Consider the following 945-nt stretch of genomic DNA (forward strand, 5'->3'; position numbering starts at 1 on the left):
TTTCCTACCGTTCCTTCAGCATTCGGCTTATCCTTGGGAGCTCTGACACGTGCCGGAATAATAGCGGTGCCATAGTGTTCAGCCATTTCCTGATAGGTTTCATTAATCTGCTGGTCTTTAAGTCCACCATTGTGAACAACTGCAGTTTTGCAGTTATCCGGTACGAGAATCCTGGCAACACCGCCAAAGTACTCGTACATATGGACATGAGCATTAATCCATGATTTCTGCTTCATATCCAGAAATGCTTCCACGTATGTATACTGGCTGTAAGTCATTACACCAACAAATATGTAGGCTTTCATGATTTCTCCGGTATCCGGATCAATGATTGTTGCAGGATCCCCTGCCCAGTCAACTTCAACCTGTTCACCGGGTTTCCGGTTGATATGCATGGTAGCACGATGTTTCTGCTCATCCTGTTGGATGTGGTAGCAGAACTGAGAATACATGAGTGGTTCTTCGCCATTGGCACGGCAATCCTCCATGTATTCAGTCCACAGGAGCTTTTTACTTACTCCGTTACGAAGTAGCTCCTTGCGGATGTAGTCGTAGTCAGGCATACGTTTATTAGGCGATACCTTGTTCTCTTTAGAGAACATGAGCTTTTGAAGCTCTGTGTCAGTCATTGCTTCATCAAGTGGCCATGAAAGTTTTAATTCTCTGGCACGTTTTTGGACTTTGACGACAGTTTTTTGTGCGACACCACAACTAGCCATGATATCGCGTTGTGAGAATCCCAGGCCAGTAAGGCGAATGATTTCTCTGTACTTGGTCATAATTGTGACCTCCTTACAATGAATTTACACCAACTGGTGCATGAGCTCATTATAAGGTTTTTATAGATAAATCGATTTCCTATTTAACGGAAACGCGATTTCCAATTAAGCGGATTAGCGATTTCCATACGCCGGACAGGTGATGGATTTCACCCCGGATTATTCA

General features: G+C 44.0%; 1 protein-coding gene. It reads right to left on the reverse strand.

From position 1 onward, the window contains the following. A partial coding sequence (gene istA, locus ACTNDQ_RS15390) for an IS21 family transposase (protein ID WP_441065001.1) occupies positions 1-779 on the reverse strand: 779 nt, incomplete at its 3' end. Positions 780-945: the final 166 nt, after the last annotated feature.

It is taken from the genome of Blautia massiliensis (ex Liu et al. 2021), from assembly GCF_052064225.1.
Taxonomy (GTDB): Bacteria; Bacillota; Clostridia; order Lachnospirales; family Lachnospiraceae; genus Blautia_A; species Blautia_A fusiformis.